Origin of the sequence: Pseudomonas sp. B19125 (assembly GCF_044218855.1) — a bacterium.
Lineage (GTDB): Bacteria > Pseudomonadota > Gammaproteobacteria > Pseudomonadales > Pseudomonadaceae > Aquipseudomonas > Aquipseudomonas edaphica.
The window spans coordinates 4,201,035-4,226,304 of the sequence record NZ_CP162589.1 but is presented as its reverse complement, the minus strand read 5'-3'; the positions used below and the strand labels follow the sequence as shown (position 1 = coordinate 4,226,304).

Here is a 25,270-nt window from a genome sequence, read left to right as displayed (position 1 = left end):
CATTGTTAGGTAGCTAACTAATGTGGCGGAGAAGCTCCATGCAAAACAAGGTCGATGTCGCCGTGATGATCGGCAGTGGTGTTCCCGAAACCCTGCGTGCGCTGGGCCAGAAAGCCTGTTGGGTGGTGTTGCTCAATGGCGAGCAACGCGGTACGGCATTCGCCAGCCGCAGTGAAGCCGAGGAGTGCAGAGCCGCCTGGCAGGCACTGATGCACCTTGAACAATCAGACAGCCTGCATTGAGGCGTGTTATTTAGACGGGTGCAGGCGCTGGTTCAGCTCATCCACCGGTATTGCCCATTCGGCGTCTTCGCGCAGTTCTTCTTTAAGAAACGCCGCTTGTTGCGCAGACCAGAAGGGTGCGTCGATCAGCTTCACGTCTTCAGGTAGCGGATGCGCGACGATAAAAGCATCGATGGCTTCAGGTGTTGAATCCAGACCGAGTTGATCAAACAGGGTTTCAAGCGTTGGGATTGGCGCGTCCATGGTGGGTTCTCCATGCAAGGTGAGGGATGTTGTGCATGTGAGGCCGGGGACGCGACAGAGTTCAGGATTTGCACAGGTCAGGAATTGAGTGCACCTGAATCCACCGCGGATTTCAGCGCCCTGGCGGCATCTTTGCCGGCAATGGCCGCAGCGTCGACGGTTTTGAACCAACGATCTTTTTCTACCTGATGCGTGGTGACCGTGGTCAGCGGTGGTTTGGCCCGCATAATGATCACCGCTTGAAACTCGCCATCTACTTCTCGCGCATCGCCATGGATGAAAAATTCGCCAATATCAAATTCCGTCACGTATAGCCTTCCCTTCAAGTTAACTGCATCAAGGTCACTGCACTGATGAACGCCGACACGCAAGGGGCAAACTTCAATGGACGGGCCAGTATGGCAGTTGTTGAAGGGCGACGGCGCAGTAAAGTCAGGCGGGTGACGAAACGATCGCAGCGTGAACCGCTTGCAGGTTGGCTTCAAGTTGTTGGGCCAATTCGCAAGCCTTGGAATGCGTGCTGCGAAAGCCTTTGATCCTGCCGCTGGTCACTTCAAGGATATGAAAGAAATTGCGTCCGGCCGGTACCACTTGGTAAAGAACGTAATTGGAGTACCCGTTGGGGTTATGTAAGCAGTAGTATTGGCGCTCGTCTGGACATGATGAACGAGTGCGCGATGACATAACGGCGTGTTGACGTGGTTGCATGCTCAGCTCCTGTCGATCGACCTTGTGGACTTACCAGCAGCGTTTCGAGTGGTTTTGAACCGGGTTGCTGTTTTAGTATTGTCGTCGGCAGCCGATGCCTGGTTCCATTCCGGGTGTTATGTAATGTGTAGGCTGTCGGAAATCGCGTTTTTAACCGGGTTATTCTCTGAAGTGGGTCGGTCCGAGTTCTCGGGCTGCTGAACCTGTGATTTGCTGTGTCGCCTGATGACCTTGCATAAGGTCCATCGTGCATCTGTGTACTAGTCTTATGGCGTGGCAGCAGGTTTCTTCAGTTTTTTACGAATGTGTGATCGAGCCGTAACGGCCGTTTTTTTGTGCTGCCCGCTCTGGCGGTCAGCGCCTTTTTTGATGTGGGGGCGTTTCCTTGGCAGTCAGTAATCTGGATATGCACGCGTTATTCGTGCTGGGTGATTTGCGCGCAAAGTTGGTCAAGCAGTTTCAATCCCGTTTCGTTTACATCACTGAACAGACGCCGGAAGGCATTTACATCGCCGAGATCGATACTGAATCGGCGCTGGTCGTGGATGACAAACCGCGCCTGGAACTCAAGGTCGGCGACCATTTTCGTGCCGCCGTGTTGCCAAGCCGTGAAGGCGGCAAGTTCGAACTGAAGTTTCGTGACATCAAGTTGACGGTGTATGGCTTGGGCGATTACGCCTTTGTTTCGTCGACCGAAGGCCAGGGTATCGTGTTCAAGGAAGGCCACAGCGTGATGCTGGTGTTCGCCGCCAATGAACAATTGCAGGAAGGCTTGACCAAAACCCTCAAGGCCGTGACCGGCAAGGCCGCCAAATGGCGCAAGGGTGAACTGGTGACGTTCAAGGCCAGTGAGTAACTGCTAAACGCCACGTGTATTCTTGCGCCTCCGGAACCTCTACTACAGTTGAGTTGACTTAACTATTCAGAGGCTTCGCGCATCCGCAGCAAAGCCGCCCGCTATGGCTGTGAAAATGCGAGGTGCAAAGGCATGAAAGGATTGAGAACCCTGGTGGTTGCGGCTGCGGCTGCGGCGTTGACGACCATGAGTCTGTCGTTGCCGGTATCGGCTGCGCAAACGCCGGTGCACTTTGCCGACCTGAACTGGGAAAGCGGTAGCCTGATCACCGAAGTGCTGCGCTTTATTGTCGAAAAGGGCTATGACCTGCCCACTGATACGTTGCCCGGTACCACCATTACGCTGGAAACCGCCCTGGCGAAAAACGATATCCAGGTGATCGGCGAAGAATGGGCCGGCCGCAGCCCGGTGTGGATCAAGGCCGAAGCCGAAGGCAAAGTCATCGGCCTGGGCGATACGGTCAAAGGCGCCACCGAAGGTTGGTGGGTGCCGGAATACGTGGTCAAGGGCGACCCGGCCAAAGGCCTCAAACCGCTGGCGCCGGACCTCAAGACCGTGCAGGACCTGGCGCGTTACAAGGACGTGTTCAAAGACCCGGAGTCGCCCGGCAAGGGGCGTTTTCTTAACAGCCCGATCGGCTGGACCTCGGAAGTGGTCAACGCGCAGAAGCTCAAGGCGTATGGCCTGAACGACAGCTATGTGAACTTTCGCAGCGGCTCGGGTGCGGCGCTGGATGCGGAGATCGCGTCGTCGATCCGTCGTGGCAAGCCGGTGCTGTTCTACTACTGGTCGCCAACGCCCTTGATGGGCCGTTACAAGCTGATCCAGCTGGAAGAACCGCCATTTGACGCCGATGCCTGGAAGACCCTGACCGATGCAGACAACCCCAACCCACGGCCGACGCGCTCGTTGGCGTCCAAGCTGAGCATCGGTGTGTCGACACCGTTCCAGCAAGCGCAGCCGCAGATTGCCGAGTTCTTTACCAAGGTGCAGTTTCCGATTGAGCCATTGAATAAAGCCTTGGCGGCGATGAGCGAAAATCACACGGCGCCGCGTGACGTGGCGCAAGTGTTCCTCAAGGAGCATCCTGAAGTGTGGAAGGCGTGGTTGACGCCGCAGGTGGCGCAGAAGGTTGAGGCGAGCCTGAAGTAACCTCCAATGTGGGAGCCGGGCTTGCCCGCGATGGCGGCGTGACAGTCAACTTATACAGGACTGACACACCGCCATCGCGGGCAAGCCCGGCTCCCACATTTGGTTCTCTATTCCAGGTTTAGAATCGGGTTTGTACGGCCAACTCAAACGTCCGTGGCGCGCCCAAATAGTAAGCCGGCGACACATGCGCAAACTCGGCATACACCTCATTGGTCAGGTTACGTACCCGCCCGGTCACCGAGGTATGTGAATCCACTTTGTAACGCAGGAACGTGCCGAATAGCGTGTAGGCCGGCACCGTCTGGGTATTGGCATTATCGGCATACACCTGGGCCACATACCGCGCATCCACACCGCCTTGCCAGTCCTCGGCAACGTCATACGTCAGCCATACGTTGCCCACGCGCTTGGGCACGTTGGTGGGCGTATTGCCCTTGCGCGATACCACTGCGCCGCTGGCGATTTTCTCGTTGAAGTCATCGTACTCGGCGTCCACCCAGGCAAAGTTGCCTTCGGCCAGCAGCCGTGGCGTGATGCGTAACGAACTGGCCAACTCGATGCCCTTGGAGGTCTGCGCACCCACCGGAATGCTGTTGTTCGGGTCCAGCGGGTCGGTGACGGCAAAGTCCTTGCGCTCGATCCTGTAGGCGGCGACGGTGGCCGAACCGCGACCGTCGAGGTAGTCGAACTTGCTGCCGACTTCCCACTGTTTGCCGGTCGACACGTCGAACACTTGAGTGGTGGTGGAAGGTTGCTCCGCTGCGGTGCTGTATTGCACATACACATTGGCCGATGGGATGAACTGATACGTCAGGCCTACGCGGCCGGTGACCGGCTCCCAACTGCGCTTGAAGTGCCGTGGGTTGGTGGCGGTGATCACGCGATGGTTAGTCACATCCAGGTCGATGGCGTCGTAACGCAGTCCTGTGAGCAGCGAGAGTTTATCAGTGAGGCCCAAGCGGTTTTCCACAAACAAGGCTTTGGTGGTGACCTCGTTGGTCTTGTCTTTGACAAAGCCAGGCCGGGTGCCCGGAATGTCGTAGAAGTGCCCGGGGTTGTAGGCATTCGGGTCCACCGTGCTGTTACCTGGCACATTCAGCGGGTTGTTGGTGGTGCTGTTGACCTTGTACTCGAAGCCGCCGGACCAGGTGGTTGACAGGCCGAACACACTGTCGTCATGGCGCAGCTCGAACTGGTTGCCGTGCTGTTCGCCCTGATGGCGTACCTGGTAGGCGGTCGAGCGGTTCACCGCGCTGTTGTCGGCGTTGTACTGGTAGGTTTCCAGGTTGCGGTAGTCACGCTGGCTGTCCAGGTGATACAGCGTGTTTTTCAGTGTGGTGCTGTCGTTGATCCGGTAGTCGATGATCGAACGCATCCAGATCGTGCGTTGCTCGTAACGACCATCGGCGACGTTGTAGTTGTTGAAGCGGTTGTGCTTGTCGATTTTCAACTCACCAGCCTTGGGGTTGAGCACCGGCGTGCCCCAATACGGGCTGTCCTCATGTTCATCCTGGTATTCCAGGGCCAGGGTGTGGGACAGGTTGGGGGTGAGGTCACTGAGCAAGGAGAACGCCAGGCTCCAGGCATCGCGCTGGTCGCGGTCGATGTAACTGTGGTTGGTGTTGCGGCTGACATCCAGGCGCGCGTAGTGCTGCACCTCGGCACCGGGTTCGGTCAGGGCATGGTTGAGGCCAAAGGCCATGCCGGCAGTGTCGTAGCTGCCATAGGTGAGCTGGCCTTCGGCGGCTTGTTCCTCGCGTGTGGCAAGCTTGGTCACGTAGTTCAGCGAGCCGCCCACTGAGCCGGCGCCGTTGATCAGGGAGGAGGGGCCGCCGACCAGCTCAACCCGGTCATAGATCCATGCATCCACCGGCCGCGCCAGGCCGGTGGCGACGTTGATGCCGTTGAACATCTGGGTGATCTGGCTGCTGGTAAAACCACGATAGGACACAAACCCGCCAAACCCCGGCGGCGCACTGGCGTTGACGCCGGGCAAGGTGTTGGCCGCATCGCGGAAGGTTTTTGCGCCATGGCGCTCAATGTCGTTGCGGTTGGCAATGGCCACCGACGCCGGGGTTTCGCGCACGCTTAAACCCAGGCGTGACGCCGTGCCGCTGGATTGGTCCAGGGCCAGGCCCGGTTCGCTGGTTTGTTCGCCATCAATGGTGGTGGGGGCCAGCTCGAGCGCCCAGCCACAGACAGGCAGGCAGCCGAACAGGCCCGCCAACAAGGGTAAATGTTTCATGGTTGAATCCTGAAAATCTTGGCTTGAAAACAACGCACAGTCCTCCGCAGTCCTAAAGGGAGCGGTGGTCGATGCAGATCAGAAAGCGCAGGGATCAGGCGAAAACGGGAGGCGCGCGCGGGTTGGCCGTGGGCCAGGTGAAGCGGGCAGGAATATCAGCGGCAAGCACCACCGCTGGCGGCGGCGCGTGCGGTTGGGGCAACACCGCCACATTGAGGCTGGAACTGAGTGCCGGGCCCATGCCGCCGGTCGAACACAACGGGCAACCGAACGCCTTGGACAGCGTCGGCAGGTTCTCGTCGGTGGAGTTGTTCTGTGCCGGCGCCTGGGTGCGCGGGTCGACCGTACAAAACTGGCCGCCGATGCCGTTGAGCTGCATGCCCAGCATCTGCCCATGTCCAATACTGCACGCGAACACATTGAACAGGACGCAGCAATACAGCATCCAGGCAATGAGTGAGCGGTCGGCACGGGCGATTTTCATGGGGCGGCACTTTACCATCAGCCGCCGACGAAATGCCTACAAAAAATCTCAGGCCGACTATCCTCATTCGCACATTTAAGGGAGCGCCTGCCATGAGCTTTTTCGTCGCACGCTGGATCGTCGCGATTTTTACCTGCATCAGCATGGTGCATCTGTACTGGGCCGCCGGCGGCAAGCTCGGCAGCCTGGCCGCCATCCCCGAATTGCCCGGCGAGTTCGCCCAGGGGCCACGGCCGGCGTTCAAACCGTCGGCACTGGGCACGTTTCTGGTGGCGATGGGCTTGGTGGCGATTGCCTTGCTGGTGTGCCTGCGTGCCGGGTTGTACTTTTCGCCGGTGTCCCACGGCGCGCTGCAATGGGGCATCAGTGCGATTGCCTTGGTGATGTTCGCCAGGGCGATTGGCGATTCGGAACTGGTGGGTTTTTTCAAGAAAGTGAGCGGGTCACGATTTGCCCGTTTGGACACCTATTTTTATTCACCCTTGTGCCTGGTATTGGGCGCGGGTTTATTGATCGTGGCGTGGAACTGATAACAAAGCACACAAAAACCACATAGCCAACAAAACCCACTTGACACGCCCCCAGGCGCGAGCGTTTATTGACGTACCCACCGGACTCATGTGCAGACGGCCCAGGATACTCAATGAACACAGACCTCTTGATGCCCACTGTGATCGACGCTGCCGAGGCCATTCGCGCGGGCACGCTGTCTGCGGTACACCTGGTCGAGCAAAGCCTGCACGCAATCGAAACCCACAATCCCACACTCAATGCGTTTGGCGACGTGTACGCCGACTCGGCATTGGCGCAAGCGCAAGTGCTGACCGAAGAGGCCAGGGCAGGGCAGTTGCGTGGCCCGCTGCACGGCGTGCCTTTTGGTATCAAGGACCTGTTTTCCACCGCCGGCCTGCGCACCACCCGAGGCTCGTTGACCGGCCTTGAGCATGTGCCCAGCCAGGATGCGCCGATCATTCGCCGCCTCAAGGACGCCGGTGCAATCATCCTCGGCAAAACCGCCACCACTGAATTCGGCTGGACCGGCGCCAGTACCTCGCGTGTGTTCGGCAACGGGCGCAATCCCTGGAACCCACAGCTCACCAGCGGTGGTTCCAGCTCCGGCTCGGCGATTGCCGTGGCGGCACGCATGGTGCCGGGCACGCTGGGTTCCGATGGCGGTGGGTCGGTGCGCATTCCGGCGGCGTTCTGCGGGGCGTTCGCCATGAAAGGCTCCCTGGGCCGCATTCCGACCTGGCCTTGGTCTGCCACCGAAATGCTCAGCCATGCCGGGCCGATCACGCGCACGGTGCGCGACAGCGCTTTGTTGTTCGACATCCTTTCCGGGCCGGATCCGTTGGATCATCAGGCCTTGCCCGCATTGACCGAATCCTGCCTGGCGCGCTGCGACCAGCCACTGGGGCCGCTGCGGGTGGCGTATTGCCCGACATTGTTCAACACCCCGGTCGACCCGGTCATTGCCGCTAGCGTCGAAGCCGCCGTGTACAACCTGGCGGAACGCTTGCCGGTCACCGTGACCACCTTGACGCTGGACTGGCAGGACCCACTCGCCACATTCGAAACCTTGTGGGTCGGCGGACGCGGCATTGCCTACGGCAAAGCCCTGGCGGATCGCCTCGACCAACTGGACCCAGGCTTTGCCGCGCTGATCCAGCGCGCGGGCGATTACGACCTCGGTGACTACCTCAAGGCCGTGCAACAACGGGCGCACTTCGCCAACCAGGTGCACGCGCTGTTCAACGACTATGACGTGTTGCTGCTGCCCACCCTGCCAACCCTGCCGTTCGCCGCCGACCAGGTCGCGCCCGAAGGCTGGCCGGGCGCGGACGGCGCGGTGCCCTGGGCACGTTGGACGCCCTTTACCTACCCGTTCAATATCACCGGCAACCCCGCTGCGAGCCTGCCTTGCGGCTTCAGCCCGAGCGGCTTGCCGATTGGTTTGCAAGTGGTCGGCCCGCGCTTTGCCGACGCCCAGGTGTTGCAGTTCTGCGCCGCAGTAGAAGCCATTGCGCCTTGGGACCAGCACCTGCCGCCGCTGTTGTTGTAGTGCCTGATTGCCCCGTGGAGCCGGCTCGTTAGAGGCCTGCCCTGGACAGATCCTTTTGTAGTGTTTCTGCCCTTTCACACCCCGATGAGTGAGAGGTAAACGTGACCCGATCAATCGCCGTCAGTCGTCCTTTGCCCCCCGCCGGACTGGTGCATGCCGCGTACCGTGGTGGGCGCAAAGCGCGCGATACTGACGGCTCGAATTTGCCTTGGAATGCATCCTTTATGCTCAATCAGCCGCGTCTCGACGAAATCATGCTCATGCTCACCCAACATCAGCGCGTCAAGGCGTCGGACCTGGCGCAAGCGCTGTTCGTCAGCGAAGAAACAATTCGCCGCGACTTCAAATACCTGGAGGAGGCCGGCAAGTTGCGTCGCATCCATGGCGGCGCGATCTTGCCCAGGCTTAACGAAGAGCAACCGCTGCAAGTGCGCACCCGCATCAAGGCCCAGGCCAAGACCCGCATGGCAGTCTGTGCTGCCAAACTGGTCAGCGAGGGCATGGTGCTGTTTCTCGATACCGGCACCTCGACCCTGGCCCTGGCCCAGCAATTGATTGGTTTCAGCCAACTGCGCATCATCACCAACTCGCTGGACATCGCGCAGTTGATCACCCAGCAAAGCAGTAATCAGGTGCTGGTGGTGCCCGGTGATGTGCGCCGTAATGACAATGCGCTGATCGGCGCCCACACCCTGGAATTTGTCCGGCAGTTTCACTACGACATCGCCTTCATGGGCATCGGCGCGGTGGACTTGCAGCTGGGCTTCATGGACTACCAGGAGCCCGAGGCGCTGCTGCGCCGCACCCTGACCCAACATTGCCTGCGCAGCGTCATCCTCGCGGACGACGCCAAGTTCGGCCATCGCACGTTCATCAACACACTGCCGTTCAGCGCCATCACCACTTTGGTCACCAATCGCCCTCCGTCCGCGGAGTTTGCGACCTGCCTGGAGCACGCCCATGTCGACATCCTTTACCCCTGAGTGGCTGTCTCCCAGTGAGGCGGACGTCGAGGCCTTCGAGACGCTGTTTCGCGACAGCTCAGCCATCGGTGCGACACCGGCAGGTGGTTTGCACCGCCTGGCCGCATCGGCCGAAGACGGTGCGGTGCGCGACCTGTTCAGCGCGTGGCTGCGTGAGCGCGGTTTCGACGTGCGCGTAGACGCCATCGGCAATCTGTTCGGGCTGATCACCTTCAACCCGGACGCCCCCTATGTGCTGTGCGGCTCGCACTTGGACAGCCAGCCCAGCGCGGGGCGTTTCGACGGTATCTATGGGGTGTTGGCTGGCGCAGTCGCCATCGCCAGCCTGGCGCGCCAACTGCACGAGCGCGGCGAAACCCCGGCGTGCAACCTGGCGGTGGTGAACTGGACCAACGAAGAAGGCGCGCGCTTTCAACCCAGCCTGATCGGCAGCAGCGTGTTTACCGGCGACCTGGCCCTGCACGAAGCCTGGGAATGCCGCGATGGCGACGGCATTCGTCTCAAGGATGCGCTGCAAGCGATCGGCTATCTGGGGGACGGCCTGGTTGAACTGGATGTGGCCGGTTATGTGGAAATCCACGTTGAACAAAGCGACGGTCTGGAAAGCCAAGGCCTGGACATCGGCGTAGTGCGTGAAACCTGGGCGGCGCTCAAGCAGCGTATCCGTTTCGACGGCGAACAGAACCACACCGGCCCAACCCCGATGGCCGCCCGCAAAGATGCCTTGCTCGCGGCGGCGCATGCGATAACCACCGTGCGCGCCGAAGCGGACGTGCACGGGCTGCAGTTTCACAGCTCGGTAGGGCGCCTGGAAATTTACCCCAACTCGCCGAACGTGGTGCCCTCGCGCGTCACCTTGCATGTGGAATACCGCTCGCCGGATACGGCATTGCTGGCGGTTGCCGGTTATCGGCTGGATGCCTGCCTCAAGGCCGTCGCTGCATCGACCGCCACCACATACGAAGTCGAAAGCCGCGCCCTGCGTGCGCCCATCGCGTTACACCATGGTTTTGCCGAATTGGCCTACGGCGTCGGTCAACAACTGGGGCTGGCGGTCGGCAACACTGTCACGGTCTCCGGCCACGACGCCATCAGCCTCGGCCGGCATTACCCGGCATGCCTGTTGTTCATTCCGAGCAGCAACGGCGTGTCCCATAACGAGGCGGAACTCACCCATGACCGCGACATGCGCACCGGCCTGCAGATGCTGACCGCGCTGCTGCATTGCGCCTGTACTTCCCCCAACGCTTACCGGTGAGGGACGCCATGTCCAACTGTTCCTACGCACTGTCGCGCCTGATGGGCGCCCTGGAGTCCGCCGGCCTGTCTGCCCATGTCGAGGTCTCGGACGGCACTGCCGGTATCGCCTCGCCGATACGCCTGGCCACCGAGTGGACCGGCTTTCACCTCACGGCGCCCTGGGGCCAGTGCTACGCCAAAGTGCTGCACGACGATATGCGTGCGCTGATCGACATCGAGCGCACCGGCCGCGCCACCCAACTGGCGGCTGACTGTGACGTGACCCCCGGCGTGCGCCTGGTGGATGTGGCTGCCGGCGTGCTGCTGCTGGATGCCTTGCCGGCCCACGAGTGGCGTTGGGCACGGCTCGATGAGTTACTGCAACCCCAGCGCCTGCAAGCGCTGTGGGCCTTGAAGCGGCAGTTGCACGTCGGCACCTCACCGGGCTTCAACCGTTCGCCGTTGCAGGATATCCAGCACCTGCGTGAGCTGTGCAGCCGTGACGGCGTGGGCCTGCCCGCTGATCATGGGTGGATTGAAACCTGCATCGATCTGGCCTGGACCGCGCTGCAATTGAGCCCTGGCACCTGCGTGCCCTTGCACGGCGACGGGCTGGCGAGCAATGTGATGATCGGCCCCGGCGGCGCGTTGCAATTGATCGACTTCGACTACGCTGGTTGCTTTGACCCGTGGTACGACGTGGCCGTCAGCCTAAACGAGTTGTATGCCTTTGAAAGCCAGTGGCGTGACGGCATCAAGGCCTGGGCCGGTGAGTGTCGCGAGTGCGATTACGCCCGCTGCCGCCTCTATGCGCTGATCAATGATTGGTATTGGACGCTGTGGGGCTTGTGGGTCGGCGCGACCTCAACGCGGCCCCTGGAGTTCTCCAAGGTGGGGCAGTGGACCTTGCTGCGCTGCCGGCAGAGCTTGCAAGACCCGCGATTTGAAAGTTGGTTACGGCAGGTACAGGAGGGGCAGGCATGAAAGCAATGGGTGAGGCCTGTACGCCTCAAGAATGCCAATTGGAGGCGGCAGTGCGCGGCGTGCGCGATTGGAGCGGTTCGGGCATTCGTTACGAGCCGGTCAGCGGCGGGATCTCCAACAGCAACTGGCGGGTCGAGGTCAGCGGACTCGACACCGCCTACTTCTTCAAAGTACCCGGTGCCGGCACCGAGATGTTTATCGACCGGCGCACCGCCCATGACGCCAGCGTCAAGGCCGCGCAAACCGGCTATGGTGCGCCGGTGTTTGCCTTCCTCGAAGAGTTTGGCGTTGAAGTTTTCGAGTTTATGGAAGGCTGGCGCGCCTCTTCGAATCAGGACTTTCTCGACCGCGATGTGCGCCATAACGCCCTGCATGCGCTGAAAGCGTTCAACGACCAGTCGCCGCTGTGCCAGACCAAAACCGTGTTCGACATGATTGCCGAGCATCAGCGCCAGGTCGAAGAACTGCAGGGCTGCACGCCCAGCGATGATGCCTGGCTGCGTCGCCAATGTGACCGGGCGCGTGGCGCGTTGCAAGCGTCGGGCATCGACTTGGCGCCGTGCATGAACGACACGCTGGCGGGTAATTTCATGCTCAATGACCGCCGCCAGATTCGCCTGGTGGACTTTGAGTACGCCTCCAATAACGACCGTCATTACGAGCTGGCGCTGTGGTTTGGCGAGATGTTCTTCACCGACGAAATGGAACTGGCGCTGATCGAAGATTATTTCGGCCAGGTCACCCCGCAACGGCTGGCGCGGATCAAGTTGCACAAGGCCCTGGCCGACATCAAATGGTCGACCTGGGCGATGGTCCAGCACGCGGTGTCGCAGCTGGATTTCGACTTCTACAAATACGGTGCCTGGAAGCACATGCGCGCACGTAGCGTGATCAATGATTCGCAATGGGAAACCTGGCTAAGACAGGCCTGAGCCTGCGCCAGCACAATAACGACGAGTCACCCTGTAGCTCCTTTGGCGCTGGTTTGCGCTGACGTTTCACTGCTTGATTTTTTGATTGATCACACAACAAACCGATCCAGAAATTCAAGGAGCACCCTCCATCATGAAACCCGCAAGCGCGTCACCCGCACGCCTGAGAAACCAGATCTTTGGCGCCTACTTCTTCCTGTTGTTGATGCTGGCGTTGTTCCCGCCGTTTTACTTGAGCGTGAGTGGCAGTCGCGCCTTGGTGGTAGGCATCCCGCTGCCGATTTTCTATTGGATCGCCATTGCCGTACTCGCAGCACTAGGGGTGTGGGGGTTGTATCTGGCCGAGCTCAAGGCCGGTGATATTCCTGACGAGGAGGGCGTGTGATGATCAGCACCAGCAGCGATGCCCACTTGTTCATTACCTTCGGTGTGATCGGCCTGTTCCTGGCCGGGATGATCGCCGTGCTCTATGCCACCAACCGCGAAAGCACCAGTTTTTCCGACTACGCCGTTGGCGGGCGCTCTTACGGGCCGTGGTATATCGCCATGTGCTACACCAACTCCTGGTGGCCGGGCTCGACCTTCACCGCGTTTTTTGCCCTGAGCGTCGGCGGCGCCTTGGGTTTCTACGGCATGGTCTATGCGACCCTGGGCGTGACCGCGATGTACCTGATGGCCAGCCGCGCCTGGACCTGGGGCAAACGCTTCAACCTGCGCACCCAGCCGGACCTGCTGGGCATGCGCTTCGACAGCCCGGCGGTAAAACGGGTGGCCTCGATTATCGGCATCATCTCGGTGTTTCCATGGGTGGTGATGGGCATCCAGGCCCTGGCGATGCTGTTCCAGTTCGCCAGCTTCGGACGTTGGGGCGTCACCACCTGCCTGTTTGCAGGCGTGGCGGTGGTACTGATCCGCCAATACTGGACCGTGAGCATGGGCATGCGCGGGTTGATCATGACCGACATGTTCCAGGGCCTGATCGCCTACGTGGTGTGCGCCGGGGTCTGCGTGTTCCTGCTGTTCGGCGATCAGGCCGCGTTTTCCAACCTCGCGCAATTACCGGAAAAAATGCTGCAAATTCCCGGCGCCGCCGGCACCGGTTATGGCCCGATGTACATGTTCAGCCTGATCTTCACCGGCGTGATCGGCTCGATGTGCTGGCCGATGAGCTTCCAGCGCATCTACACCGCCAGCGGCGTGCGCGCGGTGAAAAAGGGCACGCTGTACACCATGCTGTTGGTGGGCGGGTTCTACGGCATTCTCATGCTGTTCGCCGCCGCCATCAGCCAGGACCCCAACGTGCTGGCCCACCCGCAACAAGGCTGGTTCCTCTCGCTGTTCGACATTGGCGGGCCATGGCTGCTGGCGCTGGCCATCGTCATCGTACTGGCCGCCAGCATCGGCCACGTCGACGGCTGCGTGCAGGTCTGCGGCACCCAGTTTGCCAACGACCTGGCCACCTGGAACACCCCACGCACCGACCGCCAACTCACCTTACTGGCCAAGGCCGGCATGGTGGTGTTTATCGTCGCCGCCTCGGTGCTGGCCTACCTGACCTTTGATTATTCGCGCCTGCAATTACTGGCGCAGATCTCCTACCAGGGCATCATTCAACTGGCCGTGCCGCTGTTCTTCGGCATTTTCAGTCGCCGTGGCAACAAACAGGGCGCTATTGCCGGCATGTTGGCGGGGATTATGGTGGCGATTGTACTGACCACGCTGTACCCGGATGACATTCCAGCGCTTGGGTCGTTGACCAGCGGGATTGTGGGGCTGGTGGTGAATGCTGCGATTTTTGTGGTGTGCGCGCTGGTGATCAAGCCGAGCGTGGTGGAGCAAGCGCGGGTGGAGGGGTTGTTTGAGATGGCCGCGAGTGGGCGTGGGGTGCAGGTGGGGGCTGCGCCGGTTATGAGTTGAAGGTGGACAGGGGCTGCGGTGAGTGGCCCCTTTCTTTCGTATGAAAGGTCTTCATGCAGTCAGTTGCGCAAAAAGTATAAATCAGACATTGAGTTATTGATTTGTATGGCCTTTCCTGCTTTCAAATACTCATCGAACTCACGTTTGAGCCTATTTTGGTTGGTGTATTTCTTATATTTTTGCGGTACTTCGCAAGCGTATGTATATAACCGCCAAGGATCGAAGCCGTCTACTCGATCATTTGGGCCGTAATCAAAGTCGATACATATCTCGGACAGGTAAACTCTACAGCCAATGCCATGTAACTCGTAGGTCACGTCATTGGTGACGATTCCCCTTTGTGGGATTTTCTTGGACCGCCAAAGGCTGAGCAAGTTTTTGGTCCCGAATGAGCGGTCAAGCAAATCTGTGGCTTTTTTTACCTGTGTTAAATATTCGGTGATCAAATTTTCCAGGGTCTGGGTTTTCATCGTCTGGGTTTCTCCAATCGATCGAGTCCAACTGCATCTGAGGCATCTAACACGTCTTTAGTACTGCTAAACGAGCTTTTGTGACCATCTATGTTTTCGATGAGTCTTATGGTGACCGGTGTATGGGTTTGTCTTGCGGCCGAAGCTCGATGGTGACCATCAACAATATACCTCCGCTCGTTATGTTCAACTACGTCAATGGGGCTTTTTACGTCATAGCCGTTGCTTCGCATGCTACGGGCAATATCTTCGACTCGTTTGGTTGAGCGTTTGCCTTCGATGCTGTGCGTGCGACTTAACGTAGTTGCGTTAACTCCATGGATTAGAGGCGTCGACGGAAGCCCTTCATCCACAGATGCTACGAGGGTTGGATCGTCTGCACTGATTTGTGGTTTGCAACCGTCCTCACCAGGGCAAGTACTTAGCCCCAGCGGGTCGACCCACCCCGTAGGGTTAGGCACATACTGGTACGCATTAATCCCACCCGCCAGCTTCACCGGGTCCGGCGTCAGGTAACGACCAATATCTGGATTGTAGTAGCGATGGCGGTTGTAGTGCAGTCCGCTTTCCGCATCAAAATATTGGCCCTGAAAACGCAGCGGGTTGTCGATGTTTTTGACGTCTAGACGGGCTATTTCCCCATAGGCGCGGTAGTGCGCGGACCAGACGATTTCGCCTTCGGGGTTTGTCAGTTCCTGCGGCGTGCCGAGGTGGTCGAGTTGGTAGTGGAAGGGCTTGGTGTCTTCTGGGCCAAAACCTTCCAGTAGTGCTAGCGGCCGAAAACTGTCTGGCTCGTAGAGGTAACTGCGATGCCGATCCGCGTGGTGTTCGGCTACCAGCTTGTCGCCTTGCCAGAAAAACTCCGTGGTTATGTCGTTAACGGTTTTGCTGATCCGCCGCCCAAACGGGTCATAGCGATAGCTGGCGGTTTGCCCGTTTGGTTGAGTAATACCCACCAGCCGATGCTGGCAGTCGTAGCGGTACTCGGTGACGAGCTGATGACCCTTGCCACGTCGCTGTCGGATCAGATTGCCGAAGGCGTCGTAGTCGTAGTGATGATCGCCCTGAATCATCAACCGGTTCCCCGCCACGATGTCCGGGCCTGGGCGGTCTTGCATGAGGAGGTTGCCAGCCGGGTCGTGGCCGAAGCGTTCCTGCACGTCTTGCGAGTGGTCGGCGCGGGTCAGGCGGGCGAGGGGGTCGTAGTGGTAGTGGTGTTCGCCTTTGCGGGTATCTAGCAGGCGGGTGAGGTTGCCGGTTTTGTCGTAGTCGTATTGGCGTTGGTATAGCGTGTGTTGCTGTTGGCTGACGGCGTGGGCGTGCAGGCGGTTTTGGTCGTCGTAGTGGTAGTGGCTGAGGAGGTGGCCCTGCTGGCGTTGGTGTTCGCGGCCGGTTTTGAACAGGTGCGAGGTGAGGGTTTCGCCGTTCAGCTCGACAGTTGAAAGGTGGCCTCCTTTGTCGTGGTTGAACACCAGCCGGTTATTGTCCGGGAGGCGCAGGTTTTTAAGTTGGCCGCAGGCGTCGTAGCCGTAACGCAAGGTGCCCCAGCCTTGGTGTTCGGCGGTGAGGCGGTTTTGTGGGTCGTATTCGTAGGCCAGCGCCCAGCGGCCGTCGTCGACGCTTAGGAGGTTGCCTTGGCGGTCGTAGGCATAGTCGACAACATTGCCGTCTGGCAGGGTTTTTCTTACGAGGCGCCCGGCGTGGTCTCGCTTGTAACGGGTAACGAGCTGACTGCCGTCGTCGCCGTGTTCGGTTTTTTCCGCCAGGTTGCCGTTGAGGTCATACACGTAAGCCGTGCGCTGGCCGTCAAAGCCGATTTCCTGCTGGATCAGGCCATTGGGGTGGTAATCGAGTTGGTAGGTTTCGCCTGCCTCGTTTTCGATCGAGGTCAGCAGCAAGCGCGCATTGTCGTAGCGGTACTTGACGTGGGTGCCATCGGCGTTGATACGGCGGCTGATCAGGTGCAGGCCGTCGGCGTATTCGTAGCGGGTGACGTGGCCAAGTTCGTCGTGTTCGGCGGTGATTTTTCCGTAGGCGTTGTAGCTGTATTCGCGCGTCGCGCCGCCTGGCAATACGACACGAATCAACCGACCCACGCTGTCCCACTGAAACTGGGTCAGCGCTCCCTGTTCATCCTCGCGGGCAACCTGTCGTCCGAGGTCGTCATAGCGATAACGCTTGATACCCCCATTGGGCAGCAACTCCTCAAGCAACTGCCCACGCTCATTCCAGACCAGCCGATGGCAACTGTTATCGGGAAACCAAACCCCCGTCAGTTGCCCATATTTGTTGTAGCTATAGTCCGTGATATTGCCGTCAGGATCGGTCTTGCGAATGACGTCGCCCTGATCATTGCGCTCATATTTCCAGACGGCGAGACCACGCCTTACGACCCGTACGAACCCGTTGTCATGCTCGTAGGACGTCGGCTCATCGTCCCCCGGAAACAGCGCCACCAAGCGTCCGGCGTCGTCGTACTGATACGCCGTCACCGCCCCAAGCGGATCCTGCTCGACCGTCAGCCGGCCCTTGTCGTCATAAGACTTGAAGTGTTCAGCGCCGTCCGGATCAATCCGTTGCACCAGCCGCGCGCGGTCATCGTGGACATACACTTCCCGGCTGCCATCGGCGTTATGCACCGTGACACGGCCGTCATCGCCCCAGGCATACCGCGTATCCATCTGCGAAAAGCTGGCCCAATGCCGAACACACCGCGCCGCCTTACCCGCCCGTTCCCATTCCCAAAAGAAGCTCGCCCCACCGGCCAACCCACGCTCAAGAATGACGTGCTGCTCGTCGTACCGATAAACCTCGCTTTCACCTACAGCATTGGTCGCAGAAACCAGTCGGCCAAGTTCGTCATAGGCGTAGGAAACAACTTTCTGCTCGGTGACCCATTCAAACGGCTCATGCCCTTTGGCCCGATGAACCTGATAGTCCACCGCCACAATGCGGCCCAATTCATAACGCAAAAACAGCGAGCGGCCTACGCCATTATCCAGCCGCTCAACCCGCCCCAAACGATCGCGGAAAACCCGCAACCGGTTGTCATATGCATCGCTGATGGCTGTCAGCACACCCTCTTGAAAGTGGTAGAACCGCGACGCCTGGGCCAGCACCAGTTCATCGGGCAAGTCGCCCAAGTAGATCGCCGCTTCAGCCAAGCTATTGGTAATCGCCGGTCGATTAGCGGTAGGCAGCACAAACTCAGTACGGCGGTTCTCATGATCCGTCCACACCACCGAATCACCGGAAACACAAAGCCGCTGCGCCAGCGAATGGCTCCAGCCAAACCCCAACCCGCAATCCACTTCCACCGCACTGGTGCGATACACCCGCGTCCACTCAAACGGCAAAATCCCGTCCAACGTGCCATCGGTGAGGGTCAGCAGTTCCTCGCCGGTAACCATGGACACCGGGCAACCGTTGGTAACGGTTTTGTCCGCAGGAGCCGCCGCATCGCCATTCAGGTTCTTGCCCGAAGCAGGCACGTCATCAACGTGTTCTTTTTGCTTAACCACCGCGTTTTGCCGCGCCCGCCAGCGCATCTGCAGCGTGCCTTGCTTCAACCCGCCAACCACTCCGCGAACCGCCACCGCCTTGTAACGGTCCACCGCCTGCATGAATTTGGTCAGCATCCCGAGCAGGCTCCTGACAAAACCCACAGCGGCATCCAAAATCCGCGCGCCATACTTGGCCAGCCGCAAGCCGAGATAAGCCACGCCCGCCGCCGGCAACGCGATGGTCAGTACTGCGCCGATCACCAGATCAATCAGCAGCGACACTACAAAGCCCGCCGCCGTCTCGGCTATCTCGCCGGGTGGCAGTGCGTCCAGCCAGAGCATCGCGGTGCGCAGCATCAGGTACAGCGCGGCCTCATCGCTGGCCAGTAACATGGCCTGTTCCATGACCTTGGGCGCATCGGTGGCCAACTGCGCCAACCTGGCGGCCTCGGCGCCGAGTTGCTCAGCAAATTTCAGCGGGTCTTCAAGAATCGCCTGAACCAGCTTGATGCTGTCCCATACATCGCGGATTGCCGCCCAACTGCCCGCCAGCACGCCGCTGCCAATCGCGCTGGCAGTCGATTGTTGCCAGTACGGTTTGAAATCTTTCCACTGCTCGCGCAGCCAGTGCTCCAGGTCGGCCGTCAGCCCTGCGTAAGAGGCAAACAGCGCGTCCACTTGCTGCGCAGAAACGCCGCCCTGCACCCGCACCTGATAGCGCCCACCAGCGGCGCAAAAATGCGAACCCTTGCCATGTTCATCGAGCATGACAAGCGTGGAACTGCCGTCATCCAGCCCGACAACCTCCACCGGGATATCGCCGATCGGCACGTCATACACTGATTCGAACAAGCTCTGGATTTTAAGCTCGCCGCCCGCCGGGCACAGGGCCACGGTGGAAAATCCCATGTCAGTAATACTCACGGACTGTTGCGCATCGCCAACCCGCAGCACACGGTCCATCCCCAACAGCGACGGCATGTCGGCAGCATGGCTGAGCGTATCCAACGCCCGCGCATACCAGGCGTCCATCTGCTGGCGATACTCCGCCAGGCTCCGATGAAAGCCGTTGAGCTCATGTTCGATAAAGGCGATGTGGGCGGCGTTGGTCATCCGTGACGTCTCGGCAAAAAATGGCAAGGCGTCGGAGTCTGCTGCAGGAAAAAGCCGCTGGACGAATGGTTGGAAAAATCAGAATGGGATGACGCAGGACGGGTAAAAACCGCGAAAAACTATCCCGAAGGACTACGCAAAAAAGCGAACCGGCTCATTGCAATAAAGTCATGCAAATAAAAATTACTCTCATCCTTGCCCGATTTGGCGACATGGCCGTCATGGTTAATAGAACCTCCATTACGCAGGATTTCCCATGTCGCGCCTTGCTCGTCCCTTGCACCCACTGGCCCTGTCGGTGGCGATGGCTTTTGCCGCTGTGCCGTTGTTCGTCGTCCAGCCATTGTTTGCCGAAGAAACCGGCAGCGCGTTGCGCCGTTTTTCGGTTCCCGCGGGTGATTTGAGCCAATCCCTCAATCGTCTCGCCGAGCAGGCCGGGCTGGTACTGGCGTTTGATGCAGGCTTGACGCGCGGCAAGCACAGCAACGGTGTGAGCGGGCAATACGACACCGACGTGGCATTGGCGCAATTGCTCGCCGGCAGTGGCTTGCAGGCCATCAAGATCTCCGCCGACCGCTATCGCCTCGAAGCGCTCCCGAACGATGGCGGCGCCATGCAGTTGCAGGCCACCACCATCAGCGGCGCCTACCAGAGCGAAAGCCCCACTGGGCCGGTGGCGGGTTATGTCGCCACCCGCAGCCTGTCGGGCACCAAGACCGATACCGCGCTGATCGAGACGCCGCAGTCGATTTCGGTGGTCACCAAGGACCAGATGCGTGCGCAAAACGCCGAAAGCCTCAACCAGATCCTGCGCTACAGCGCCGCCGTGGTGCCGGAGACCCGTGGGGCCACGGCTTCGCGCCTCGACCAACTGACTATCCGTGGCTTCGCCCCGGCAACCTACCTCGACGGCCTGCGTATGCCATCGAGCCGAGATGCCTTGCCGCAAAAAGACGCCTTCGACCTGGAGCGCGTCGAAGTGCTGCGCGGCCCGGCCTCGGTGCTGTACGGGCAGGGCACGCCAAGCGGGGTGATCAACATGGTCACCAAACGCCCGCTGGACACGCCGTTTCATGAAGTCGGCGTGGAATACGGCACCTTCAACAAGAAGCGCACTACCTTTGATTTAAGCGGCCCGATTGATGATCAGGGTGTGTATGCCTATCGCGTGGCGGGGTTGTTCGATGACGCCGATGGCCAGGTCGACCACACCGAAACCCGCCGCCAGTCGCTGTCCAGTGCCTTCACCTGGCGCCCGGACGATGCTACCTCGCTGACCTTGCTTGGGCATTTTCAGAAAGACCCGAAGGGCGCGTCCTACGGGTCGGTGCCAGCCTGGGGCTCAGTGCTGCGCAGCCCTACGGGACGCAAGATCGATGTGGACTTCTATGACGGTGAAAAGAACTTCGAAAAAAGCGACCGCGAGCATTACTCCCTCGGCTATGCCTTCGAACATCACTTCAACGACGTGTGGACGGTGCGCCAGAACGCCCGTTACCTGCGCGCCGAGGGCGTCTATCGCAGCATCTATAACAGCTACCTGATGGGCGACTACCGCACCTCCAAGCGCTCGACCATCGCTGCCGATGTGGACATGGATGCCTACACCCTCGATAACCAGGTGCAGGCCAAATTCGACACTGGTTCGTTGCAGCACACGCTGTTGATGGGGCTCGATTACCAGAACACCCGCACCGACACCAAGACCGGTTATGGCAGTGGCCCGAACCTGGATATCTTTGATCCGGTCTACGGCGCGCCGGTCACCACACCCGCGTTCATCACCGACGCGACCTCGCGCAGCGAGCAGACCGGTGTTTATCTGCAAGAGCAAATGAAGTGGGACCAATGGGTGTTGTTGCTGGGTGGTCGCTATGACTGGGCCAGCACCGACAGCACCACCAAAACCATCAGCTCCGGCACCAAGAGCAAGTCGTCGCTGGACAGCAAGGCCTTTACCGGGCGGGTCGGCCTGGTCTACCTGTTCGATAACGGCCTGGCGCCGTACGCCAGCTACGCGGAGTCGTTCAACCCGCAATCGGGCACGGGTTACGGCGGTTCGGTGTTCAAGCCGACCGAAGGCAAACAGTATGAAATCGGCATCAAGTACCAGCCGCCAGGCAGCAACAGCTTCATTACGGCGGCGATTTTCGACTTGCGCCAATCCAACGTGCCGACCATGGATCCGGACCCGACGCACCTGTGCGGCAGTGGCCGCTGCCAGATCCAGGACGGCGAGCAACAGTCCCGTGGCTTTGAACTGGAAGGCAAGGCCAGCCTCAACGACAACCTGAACATTACCGCGGCTTACGCCTATCTGGACAACCGCGCGAGCAAATCCAACAGTACCGTTCGCTACGCGCCGATCAGCGATGTCGGCACTGGGCCGGCGATTGCCGTTGAGGGCACCACCACCTACGGCGTGCCACGCCATACGGCCTCGGCGTGGGCCGACTACACCTTCCACGACGGCCTGCTCAAGGGCTTCGGCGTGGGGGCGGGCGCGCGGTATGTGGGCTCGTCCTGGGGCGATACCGCCAACACCCTGAAGGTACCGGGCTACACCTTGATGGATGCGGCGCTGCACTACGACATCCCGAATATCGCCAACCCCAAAGACAACCTGCGCCTGGCGCTGAACGCGACCAACCTGGCAAACAAAGAATACGTGGCCTCGTGCTACTCCTATTCGTGGTGCTGGTATGGCTCGCAGCGCACCGTGCAGGCGAGTGCCACTTACCAGTGGTAATCGGCACCCTTTAGGGTGATCCGTTTTTTGTGGCGAGCGAGCTGTTGTGGCGAGCGAGCTTGCTCGCGCTGGGCTGCGCAGCAGCCCCAAAACCTGACACTTGGGTACACCTGAAGTACACGGTCATCCGGTCAAGGGGCCGCTTCGCGCCCCAGCGCGAGCAAGCTCGCTCGCCACAGTCGCTCGCCACAGGGTTTGCCAACATTTATTAGGTAAATGTTTACCCAGGAAGGCAATTTAATGGCCCCTTTGTAACAAAATCCCCGCCAAAATCACTTTTATTTTCAGGTGGTTAGATGGGGATGCAAATGCGCACTGTTGGAATGATGCTGATCGCCTGTTCCCTGGCTGGCGGCGCGGCGAGCGTGCAGGCCCGAGAGTTGCGCGAGGGTGACAAGTACATGTGCAGTTGGGGCGCAGGCACCGCCGCCAGGGCACAGGAACTCAAGCTGTCGGGTGTGTCGCTGTATGCCGCGCGGCAGAAGATCCAGACCATCAAGTTCAGCAAATCGTGGATGCGCATGATGGCCATGGGCATCACCGAGCAGACCTACGACAGCCGCTCACGGCTCAAGCCCGAAGTCATCCGCCAGAGTTTTTACCAGGACTGCCTGCGCTACAAAGTGGCGCGTAAATGATCCAGGGCTGTTTTGCACCGGTCAGTGCAAAATCTGCGTAAGCCTGTCCAACTTTGCCTTGGCGCTGCTGGCCATACTGGCGCCAGGTAAACCAAGAGGCACAGGCCATGACTGATTACGTATTCCCCCCCGCGCCAACCCCATCCCTGGCCGTACAGGGCAGCGACGCACGTTTCCCGCTGCGCCGCGTGTTCTGCGTGGGCCGCAACTACAGTGAACACGCCCGTGAAATGGGGCATGACCCGGATCGCGAACCGCCATTTTTCTTCATGAAACCGGCGGACGCGGTGGTGCCGGCCGAAGGCGTGATCGCTTATCCGCCACTGACCGCCGACCTGCACCATGAGGTGGAGCTGGTGGTGGCCATCGGCAAGGGTGGGGTGGATATCAGCCCTGAAGCCGCTTTGTCTCACGTATGGGGATATGGCGTCGGTATCGACTTGACCCGTCGCGACCTGCAGGCCGAGGCGAAAAAGCTCGCGCGTCCGTGGGATTGGGGCAAGTCGTTCGATGAATCGGCGCCCAGCACCGCCTTGCAACCTGCGAGCGTTATCGGGCACCCGGCCAGCGGCAAGATCTGGCTCAAGGTCAATGGTCAGCAGCGTCAGGTCGGCGACTTGGCTGACCTGATCTGGTCGGTGAGTGAAATCATCAGCTACGCCTCAAAATCCGTAGCACTCAAGGCCGGTGACCTGATCTTTACCGGCACCCCGGCAGGCGTCGGCGCGTTGCAGCGTGGGGATGCGGTTACCGCTGGCATCAAGGGCATCGGCGAGTTGAGTTTCACCCTCAGCCAGGGTTGAGGCTAAAGTGGTGCCCAGGCCCTTCGAGAGACTGTTATGCCAGGCACCCGCGTCACCACCTATGGCATGGAACAACGCAGCGACCGCCCCGACTTCTATATCCGCGACAAGCGCGGGCGGGCGGCGCTGACCAGCCCGCACCGGCATGAATACTTCCAGATCCAGATCAACCTGGGCGGCGACACCGTGCAACATATCGGCGGCGCGGTGCGTCCGTTCCCGCACAAAGCCATGGCGTTTATCCTGCCCCATCGCCTGCATGTGATTCCCCACCCGCAAGACGGCGAGTTCATGCTGATCAACTTCAGCCAGGCGTTCTTCCTGCCGCAGTTGACCTGCGACCCGCTGGACCTGGAAGACATCCCCATCAGCCAGGCGCCGGAGCTGTCACCGTTCCGTTTTCAGGAGCACCTGGACTTCATCCTTGACGACGCCGACTTTGAACAAGTGCACATCTGGCTCGGCCATATGCGCACCCTGGACGCCCAGCGCACTTTCGGCGCACGTGAGCGCTTGAAGGGCTACTTGTTCCAACTGATCGGCCTGGTTTGCCAGCAGTACGCCGAACCCTTGCAGGCGTTTGCCGCCAATAACACCACCCGACGCGGACGCAAAGACGCCTTGGCACGGGTGCACGGCTATATCCGCGAGCATCTGCACGAGCCGGGCCTCAATCTTACTGACGCTGCGGCCGCTGCGTTCCTGTCACCCAACTACCTCACCCATTTGCTGCGCAAAGAAACCGGCAAACCCTTTTCTCAGTGGGTGCTCGACCGCCGCATGCAATTGGCGCGCACCTTATTGCTCAACACTGCGCAATTGATAGGTGCAGTTGCCCTGCGTTGCGGGTTTACCGACGAGGCGTACTTTTCCCGCTGCTTTCGCAAGGCCCATGGCCTGGCGCCGGGGCAGTTTCGGCGTCAACAACAGGCAAAACCCCTGTAGTCGAGCGCCTTCTCTTACAAATCCACGACAATCTGTGTGTTTCTATTTACATACAATTGCGTGCATCCACGGAGGAGGCATCTATGCAAAACCCTATTCGGCTGGCGACGCTGGCGGATATCGACACGTTGTTCGCCATTCGCACGGCCGTGGTGCAGAACCACTTGAGCCGTGAGCAGATGGCGGATCTGGGCATTACGCCACAGGTGCTGGCGGACAGCATCCGTGAAGCGCCGTGCGTGTGGCTGGCAGAAGTGGAGGGCCAGCCGGCGGCTTTTTCGATGGTCAACTTTGACAGCGGCGAGGTATTTGCGATGTTCGTATTGCCCGCCTACGAAGGCCGGGGTTTGGGCCGCCAACTGATGGCGGTGGCTGAAGCCGCACTGTTTGAGCACCACCCGACGCTGTACCTGATCACCGACGGGCGCGGTGAAATCCGCGCCAACGGGTTTTACCAACGGCTGGGCTGGACGCAGGTGGGCCGGGTCGAGGGCGATGATGTGCGGTATGAAAAGAGCAGGGCACCTTAAATCATGAACCCGGCAGAACCCCCGTCCACCAACGGCCTTCGCTATGCGACGATCGGGGTTGCGTGCGCCGCGGTGCTGCTCGGCATCTTGTTTATGCGCTTCAATGCTCAGGTTGACCTGGAACGGGAAGAGGCCGCCGAACGCTTGGCGCTGTGCCAACATCTTGAAAGTGTGGCCCGTGCCACTTCGACTACCAGTCTGGAATCGCTTGAGGCCTGTAAGCAACTCAGAAAGCGTTACAGCGAGAGTGCCGCGCCGTGATAAGCAATAACCCTATTTGAACAATGGATATATAGCCACTAAGTGATAAGGGCTATATCGGTTTATTGCACCAAAAAGTGGCACTTGTTGACTTGGCTACCTTAAAAATCATGTGGTTATTGAATGACTTACGCGGCTTTTAATCCGACGAAAGGAATAAAATAATCTTGTTGCAGGTTTTGACAATCGTTACTATAGCCGGGCGTTCACC

The 25,270-nt window shown here is 59.8% G+C and carries 24 protein-coding genes; 17 read left to right on the top strand and 7 right to left on the bottom strand.

The window, feature by feature from the left end:
* The first annotated feature begins 38 nt into the window (after positions 1–38).
* Positions 39–242 carry a hypothetical protein gene (locus tag AB4P96_RS19080; protein ID WP_017136429.1) on the top strand — a complete coding sequence of 68 codons (204 nt, stop codon included), beginning with the start codon at positions 39–41 and terminating at the stop codon, positions 240–242.
* Positions 243–248: 6 nt separating this feature from the next.
* Here the strand turns inward: AB4P96_RS19080 and AB4P96_RS19075 are convergent, their stop codons facing one another.
* The 3 genes from AB4P96_RS19075 to AB4P96_RS19065 all read right to left on the bottom strand — a co-directional run bounded on the left by AB4P96_RS19075 (position 249) and on the right by AB4P96_RS19065 (position 1,193).
* Complete coding sequence (locus tag AB4P96_RS19075) at positions 249–485, bottom strand: DUF2789 domain-containing protein (protein ID WP_099550121.1); 237 nt, start codon at positions 483–485, stop codon at positions 249–251.
* A gap of 77 nt (positions 486–562) precedes the next feature.
* Complete coding sequence (locus tag AB4P96_RS19070; protein WP_026013642.1) at positions 563–793, bottom strand: hypothetical protein; 231 nt, start codon at positions 791–793, stop codon at positions 563–565.
* 124 nt (positions 794–917) lie between these two features.
* On the bottom strand, positions 918–1,193 hold the full coding sequence (locus AB4P96_RS19065; protein WP_017136432.1) for a hypothetical protein: 276 nt from the start codon (positions 1,191–1,193) through the stop codon (positions 918–920).
* Between the two features lie 406 nt (positions 1,194–1,599).
* Here AB4P96_RS19065 and AB4P96_RS19060 point away from each other — a divergent pair, with 406 nt between their 5' ends.
* Both AB4P96_RS19060 and AB4P96_RS19055 read left to right on the top strand, forming a co-directional pair.
* Entirely contained in the window at positions 1,600–2,049 is a 450-nt protein-coding gene (locus AB4P96_RS19060) for a hypothetical protein (protein ID WP_050547738.1), read from the top strand.
* A 132-nt stretch (positions 2,050–2,181) separates the two neighbouring features.
* On the top strand, positions 2,182–3,201 hold the full coding sequence (locus tag AB4P96_RS19055; RefSeq protein ID WP_017136434.1) for an ABC transporter substrate-binding protein: 1,020 nt from the start codon (positions 2,182–2,184) through the stop codon (positions 3,199–3,201).
* Positions 3,202–3,319: 118 nt separating this feature from the next.
* On the opposite strand, the gene AB4P96_RS19050 is transcribed toward AB4P96_RS19055, so the two are convergent.
* Both AB4P96_RS19050 and AB4P96_RS19045 read right to left on the bottom strand, forming a co-directional pair.
* Entirely contained in the window at positions 3,320–5,446 is a 2,127-nt protein-coding gene (locus AB4P96_RS19050; RefSeq protein ID WP_395599935.1) for a TonB-dependent receptor, read from the bottom strand.
* A gap of 94 nt (positions 5,447–5,540) precedes the next feature.
* Positions 5,541–5,930: a DUF2946 domain-containing protein gene (locus AB4P96_RS19045; RefSeq protein ID WP_017134615.1), complete on the bottom strand. Its 390-nt coding sequence runs from the start codon at positions 5,928–5,930 to the stop codon at positions 5,541–5,543.
* A gap of 92 nt (positions 5,931–6,022) precedes the next feature.
* On the opposite strand from AB4P96_RS19045, the gene AB4P96_RS19040 reads away from it, so the two are divergent.
* The 8 genes from AB4P96_RS19040 (at position 6,023) to AB4P96_RS19005 (ending at position 14,047) form a co-directional block, all read left to right on the top strand.
* Complete coding sequence (locus AB4P96_RS19040; RefSeq protein ID WP_017134614.1) at positions 6,023–6,460, top strand: DUF3995 domain-containing protein; 438 nt, start codon at positions 6,023–6,025, stop codon at positions 6,458–6,460.
* A 131-nt stretch (positions 6,461–6,591) separates the two neighbouring features.
* Positions 6,592–7,992, top strand: a complete 1,401-nt coding sequence (locus tag AB4P96_RS19035) for an amidase (RefSeq protein WP_395600989.1) — start codon at positions 6,592–6,594, stop codon at positions 7,990–7,992.
* 224 nt (positions 7,993–8,216) lie between these two features.
* Positions 8,217–8,975, top strand: coding sequence for a DeoR/GlpR family DNA-binding transcription regulator (locus AB4P96_RS19030; RefSeq protein ID WP_017134612.1), 759 nt, complete (start codon positions 8,217–8,219; stop codon positions 8,973–8,975).
* Positions 8,953–10,233, top strand: a complete 1,281-nt coding sequence (locus AB4P96_RS19025) for a Zn-dependent hydrolase (protein ID WP_099550119.1) — start codon at positions 8,953–8,955, stop codon at positions 10,231–10,233. Before AB4P96_RS19030 ends, AB4P96_RS19025 begins: the two co-directional genes overlap by 23 nt.
* Before the next feature lie 8 nt (positions 10,234–10,241).
* The gene (locus AB4P96_RS19020; RefSeq protein WP_017134610.1) at positions 10,242–11,198 is read left to right on the top strand and encodes a phosphotransferase family protein; all 957 of its coding nucleotides are present in this window, start codon (positions 10,242–10,244) and stop codon (positions 11,196–11,198) included.
* Positions 11,195–12,130: a choline kinase family protein gene (locus AB4P96_RS19015; protein WP_017134609.1), complete on the top strand. Its 936-nt coding sequence runs from the start codon at positions 11,195–11,197 to the stop codon at positions 12,128–12,130. Before AB4P96_RS19020 ends, AB4P96_RS19015 begins: the two co-directional genes overlap by 4 nt.
* A gap of 133 nt (positions 12,131–12,263) precedes the next feature.
* Positions 12,264–12,515: a hypothetical protein gene (locus AB4P96_RS19010; RefSeq protein WP_017134608.1), complete on the top strand. Its 252-nt coding sequence runs from the start codon at positions 12,264–12,266 to the stop codon at positions 12,513–12,515.
* Complete coding sequence (locus AB4P96_RS19005; RefSeq protein ID WP_395599934.1) at positions 12,515–14,047, top strand: sodium:solute symporter; 1,533 nt, start codon at positions 12,515–12,517, stop codon at positions 14,045–14,047. Before AB4P96_RS19010 ends, AB4P96_RS19005 begins: the two co-directional genes overlap by 1 nt.
* A 59-nt stretch (positions 14,048–14,106) precedes the next feature.
* Here the strand turns inward: AB4P96_RS19005 and AB4P96_RS19000 are convergent, their stop codons facing one another.
* Both AB4P96_RS19000 and AB4P96_RS18995 read right to left on the bottom strand, forming a co-directional pair.
* Positions 14,107–14,517 (bottom strand): DUF6896 domain-containing protein, encoded by a 411-nt coding sequence (locus AB4P96_RS19000; protein WP_395599933.1) that lies wholly within the window; start codon positions 14,515–14,517, stop codon positions 14,107–14,109.
* Positions 14,514–19,133 carry an RHS repeat-associated core domain-containing protein gene (locus tag AB4P96_RS18995; protein ID WP_395599932.1) on the bottom strand — a complete coding sequence of 1,540 codons (4,620 nt, stop codon included), beginning with the start codon at positions 19,131–19,133 and terminating at the stop codon, positions 14,514–14,516. Before AB4P96_RS18995 ends, AB4P96_RS19000 begins: the two co-directional genes overlap by 4 nt.
* Before the next feature lie 256 nt (positions 19,134–19,389).
* Here AB4P96_RS18995 and AB4P96_RS18990 point away from each other — a divergent pair, with 256 nt between their 5' ends.
* The 6 genes from AB4P96_RS18990 to AB4P96_RS18965 all read left to right on the top strand — a co-directional run bounded on the left by AB4P96_RS18990 (position 19,390) and on the right by AB4P96_RS18965 (position 25,059).
* On the top strand, positions 19,390–21,882 hold the full coding sequence (locus tag AB4P96_RS18990; protein WP_395599931.1) for a TonB-dependent siderophore receptor: 2,493 nt from the start codon (positions 19,390–19,392) through the stop codon (positions 21,880–21,882).
* A gap of 308 nt (positions 21,883–22,190) precedes the next feature.
* The gene (locus AB4P96_RS18985) at positions 22,191–22,520 is read left to right on the top strand and encodes a hypothetical protein (RefSeq protein ID WP_138815846.1); all 330 of its coding nucleotides are present in this window, start codon (positions 22,191–22,193) and stop codon (positions 22,518–22,520) included.
* 107 nt (positions 22,521–22,627) lie between these two features.
* The gene (locus AB4P96_RS18980; protein WP_169987737.1) at positions 22,628–23,323 is read left to right on the top strand and encodes a fumarylacetoacetate hydrolase family protein; all 696 of its coding nucleotides are present in this window, start codon (positions 22,628–22,630) and stop codon (positions 23,321–23,323) included.
* 36 nt (positions 23,324–23,359) lie between these two features.
* Positions 23,360–24,268, top strand: coding sequence for an AraC family transcriptional regulator (locus AB4P96_RS18975; RefSeq protein ID WP_017136887.1), 909 nt, complete (start codon positions 23,360–23,362; stop codon positions 24,266–24,268).
* An 83-nt stretch (positions 24,269–24,351) separates the two neighbouring features.
* On the top strand, positions 24,352–24,798 hold the full coding sequence (locus AB4P96_RS18970; RefSeq protein WP_017136886.1) for a GNAT family N-acetyltransferase: 447 nt from the start codon (positions 24,352–24,354) through the stop codon (positions 24,796–24,798).
* Positions 24,799–24,801: 3 nt separating this feature from the next.
* Complete coding sequence (locus AB4P96_RS18965; RefSeq protein WP_017136885.1) at positions 24,802–25,059, top strand: hypothetical protein; 258 nt, start codon at positions 24,802–24,804, stop codon at positions 25,057–25,059.
* Positions 25,060–25,270 lie beyond the last annotated feature (211 nt).